Source organism: Pyrobaculum sp. (assembly GCF_049971835.1).
Classification (GTDB): Archaea; Thermoproteota; Thermoprotei; order Thermoproteales; family Thermoproteaceae; genus Pyrobaculum.
Map to the genome: position 1 here is coordinate 1 of NZ_JBMFKV010000172.1, position 4,092 is coordinate 4,092.

At 59.5% G+C, this 4,092-nt stretch carries 3 protein-coding genes and 1 pseudogene; 1 reads left to right on the forward strand and 3 read right to left on the reverse strand.

Annotated elements, in window-relative coordinates:
* A partial coding sequence (locus ACP5J3_RS11645; protein ID WP_428495843.1) for an FAD-dependent thymidylate synthase occupies positions 1-367 on the reverse strand: 367 nt, incomplete at its 3' end.
* Positions 368-481: 114 nt separating this feature from the next.
* Here ACP5J3_RS11645 and ACP5J3_RS11650 point away from each other — a divergent pair.
* Entirely contained in the window at positions 482-1,996 is a 1,515-nt protein-coding gene (locus ACP5J3_RS11650) for a glycosyltransferase (RefSeq protein WP_428495844.1), read from the forward strand.
* Here ACP5J3_RS11650 and ACP5J3_RS11655 read toward each other — a convergent pair.
* Together ACP5J3_RS11655 and ACP5J3_RS11660 are read right to left on the reverse strand one after the other, a co-directional pair.
* Positions 1,965-3,413 (reverse strand): lysine--tRNA ligase, encoded by a 1,449-nt coding sequence (locus ACP5J3_RS11655; RefSeq protein WP_428495845.1) that lies wholly within the window; start codon positions 3,411-3,413, stop codon positions 1,965-1,967. The genes ACP5J3_RS11650 and ACP5J3_RS11655 overlap by 32 nt on opposite strands.
* A gap of 132 nt (positions 3,414-3,545) precedes the next feature.
* Positions 3,546-4,092, reverse strand: a pseudogene (locus ACP5J3_RS11660) (hypothetical protein); the annotation flags it as partial.

A 4,092-nucleotide genomic window follows, 5' to 3' on the forward strand; every position in this document is an offset into this window, starting at 1 on the left:
CGTAGGCCCTCTTCAAAATGTCGGCGGGGAAGCCCCTCGGCACCACGAACCTAATCTCCCTCTTGGCGTAGTCCACGTAGCGCTGAGACTCGCTCCAGTAGGAGGCCAGCCTGTGGCGGATGAACTGGGTGTGGCACGCCCTTGAGCACTCCACGAGGAACTGCGCCCCCATAAACTCAAAGACAGACCAGTGGCCCTGCCTGTAGAAGGCGGAGATGCGCCTGGCTATGACGTCTTGAGTTTGGCTGTTCAGAGCTTCTCCCCATTCTACCCCCCTATACAAGGCGTCGGTGAAGGCGGACACAAGCGCCTCGGATCCCCAGCTCCCCACAAGCAGAACCCTGGGAGTTTCGTAGACAGCCACCACGTTACTATAGGAGCCTATAAAAACCACCTCTGCATCACATTAGTGGAGTATCTAGGTATCACGTCCCCAAGGCCCTCCGCGTGAAGACTTTAAATTATTCCCCAAACGCGGCTTGTGGTTAATATAACCTTTCCGACTGTTACGGTACCCAGGAATCTCATCAACGACACCCTCCTGGTTTTAAACAAGACGAGGGAGGGCCCCGTGACGATTCCCAACGCGCCGGATATACCTCCGTGGCTTCAACACACGCTCCTCTCTCTCTACATGGCGTTGCTGGTGCTGTCCATACTCCTCATCGCCCACTACGTGTTCTACGCCAGACACGCCAGGACGGACCCCCAGGGCCCCGCGGGCGCCCCGGCGGAGGTCCCCCTCTCCATAATCATACCGGTGAAAAACGAGAAGCCCGAAACCGTGGCCGAGGCTGTGAAGAGGCTCGGCGCCCTCCAGTGCCCCCGCGCCGAGATTTTAATCGTATCCGACGACCCCCCCGACGTGTTTGAGGAGGTTAAACGCGCCGTGGAGGCCCTGGGCAGGCCCAACGTCAAGGTGTTGAGAAGGCCCACCCCCCAGGGGTACAAGGGGGTGGCGCTGAACTGGGCCGCCGAGATGGCGGAGGGCGACGTGTTGGTATTTCTCGACGTCGACAGCGTGCCGCCCCCCGACATGTGCCAGAGGGCCAGGGCGGTGGGGGAGAGGGAGATACTGTTCCTCGGGTGGGACGGCTACGCCCCCGTCAAGACCCCCGTGGCGCAGCTACAGCTATTCCTCTACAAATACCTCCTCCTCCACGTGGCGATACTAGGCCGCCACAACACCGGCCACCCCGTATTTGCACTAGGCTCCGGGATAGCCGTCAGGCGGGAGTTCTTCAGAGAGGTGGGCGGGTTCTGCAACTGCACCGCCGACGACTACGACATATCGATGAAGGCCTATCTGCACGGCGGGCGGGTGGCCTACGCGCCGGGGCCTCCGGTCTACGTAGAGGTGCCGGCGGGCTACGACGCGTTTAAAAAACAGTACGCCAGGTGGACCTACAACTCGGCGTATCTCCTCGCGGTGTACGGCGCGGAGATCTTCAAGCTGAAAATGCCCCTGACCCATAGGCTCAGCGTATTTCTAAACGTAGCCACCCACCCCCTCATGATACTAACCACCTTCTCCATAATGCTGGCAGGAGTGGCCATGGGCTACATGGGGATAATCCTCCCACCCCTCCACATCTTGATACTCCAGCTGGCCCTAGGCCTAGCCGCCTTGATGCAGAGCTACTACGTCTATAGACTAGCCGCGAGAGACGGCTACAGCTTCACCGCCGTGGCGGGCAAGCTGATAACCTCGGGAGCCCTCCTCCTAGCCCTAAGCCCATACCTAACCCTCTACGTCCTCATGGGGCTCCTCAAGAGGAGGATCAGGTGGCACGTCACGCCGAAGGGCCTCGCCTCGGTGGCCGGCCGCCTCAGCCTATACGAGCTGGGCCTCGCCGCGGCTCTGGCGGCCCTGCTGGCCTACGCCCTCTACATCTCCAACTGGGTCCTGGCGTCCAGCGCCGCGTTCCTTATATTGGCCGTGTTGCACGCCCTGGCCAGGGTGGCTATCCCCTCTTCACAATTGGGTAGGGGATGACGTCCTTAATAGACTCGGCGTTTGTTACTATCATAGCAAGCCTATCCACGCCTATGCCCACCCCGCCGGTGGGCGGCATGCCGAAGGAAAGCTCCTCCACGAAGTCCCAGTCCAGGGGGTGCGCCTCCTCCTTGGGGAAGAGTTGCTCCTCCCTGGCGAAGTACTCGTACTGCCTAACCGGGTCGTTGAGCTCGGTGTAGGCGTTCGCCACCTCGTGGCCGCCTACAAAAGCCTCAAACCTCTCCACCAGGCCAGGTCTCTCTCTGTGGGGCTTGCAGAGAGGCGTCGACTCCTCCGGGTAGTCCACAACAAAGGTGGGCTCCACGAGCTTCTTCTCCACAAGCTTCTCAAACAGCTTGACGAGGGCAATCCCCCTGTTGTAAACCCTCAGCGGCACCTGGAGCTCCCTCAGCCTGTCCTTAATCTCGTCGTCTGTCAGCCTGTCGGGGTCCACCCCGGCGAACTCCCTCAAGGCGTCGTGGAGCGAGACCCTCCTCCACGGCGGGCTGAAGTTGATGCTCCACTCCCTGTACCTAACCACCCCGGTCCCCAGCACCGAGCTCACAGCCTCGTACACCACCTCCTCCGTGAGAGACATAACGTCTCTGTAGTCTGCGTAGGCCTGGTACGCCTCAAGCGACCAGAACTCCGGGTTGTGGAGGGCGTCAATATCCTCGTTGCGGAACTGGGGGCCTATTTCAAACACCTTGGGAAACCCCGCAATTACGTAGCGCTTCAAGTAGAGCTCAGGAGAAATGCGGAGGTACCACTCCTCGTCAATCGCCCAGACCCTGGTGGTGAAGGGCCTAGCCGCCGCCCCGCCGTATATAGGCTGGAGAACCGGCGTGGGGATCTCTAAAAAGCCGCGCCTCCACATAGCCTCCCTAAAAGCCTGTATAAGCCTAGCCCTAGCCGCAACCCTCCACCTCAGCTGAAGGTCGAGAACCATCGCCACCGACCTGTACCTCATGTAAAACGGCGAGTCCCTATCCACCTTCCCCCACTCGGGGAGAGGCTGAGCCGCCTTAGCCAGCAGAACCACCGACGACGCCCTGACCGCGTAGTCCCCCCGCTGGGTCTTAACAAGGGGCCCCTCCACACCGATGAAATCCCCCCGCCAGACGTGCTCCAGAATTGGCAACTTGGGATCCGCCATCACTTGAAAGCGGGCGCCGTCTTCGTAAAGATCTATAAACACGACGTTGGGGTGCCTCCTCACGTCTGTGACCCTCCCGGCGGTCCTCACCACCATCCCCAGCCACGGCTCCAAAAGGGCCTGCCTCCTAAGCTCGTTAAGCGCCTTCACGCTGTGGGTAGGCGAGTAGGAGTGGGGAAACGGCTCCACCCCGGCCCCCCGCAACGAGGCAAACAGACGCCTCCACTCCTCCACCCTCTCAGAACTCTGCCTCTCAGCCATCGCGCAGACAAACCAACCAGTTTAAAAACTACTCCCCCGACAGCGTCCTCAACACGCTTTCCTTCTAGAGGTCGAAAAGCCCCTTGAGGTGCACCACCGGCGTGCCAGTCGTCATGCGATACGTAAGCCACTTCAAAAACCTCTCCCTATCGCCGGCGACCACACAATCAGTAGCCTCCACCTCAAACACGCCGGTGGACACCTCCTGCGCCAATGCCCGCGCCAGCGTCGAGGCCTGCCACAGAGCCCCCACCCAATGGGAGGCAAGCCAAGCTTCAACAAGGAGGAGTCCCCTATGAGATATACACGCTCGTGCTGAGTCTCAAAAGTCACCGGATCAACATCAAGCCCCGCGGCGATGGGGTGTATCCTCACAGCGGGGACAGAAACTCTCAACTCCCCCTCTCTATAAGGAGGAGGCTCCTCACTAATCTCCACACCCGATTTAACCATATACTCACGCTGTATAGACATGAACATTTTATAGTCGTCGTGTATGAAAACTACATGAATAGACACATCCTTCTCAGGAAACCTAGTTTTAATAGCATATGCAATTTCGGCAAAGCCGGCAACCGGGGTAAACTCATTTACAATAAACCTAACAGCCCTGCTACCCTCCACAGCTTGGAAAAGCCTCCTAGAACCCTCAACACTCCAGTACTCAGCACTCCCCACC

Coding starts and splice junctions, on each gene's coding strand:
- ACP5J3_RS11655 (WP_428495845.1), bottom strand. CDS start 3,413: ATGGCTGAGAGGCAGAGTTCTGAGAGGGTGGAGGAGTGGAGGCGTCTG.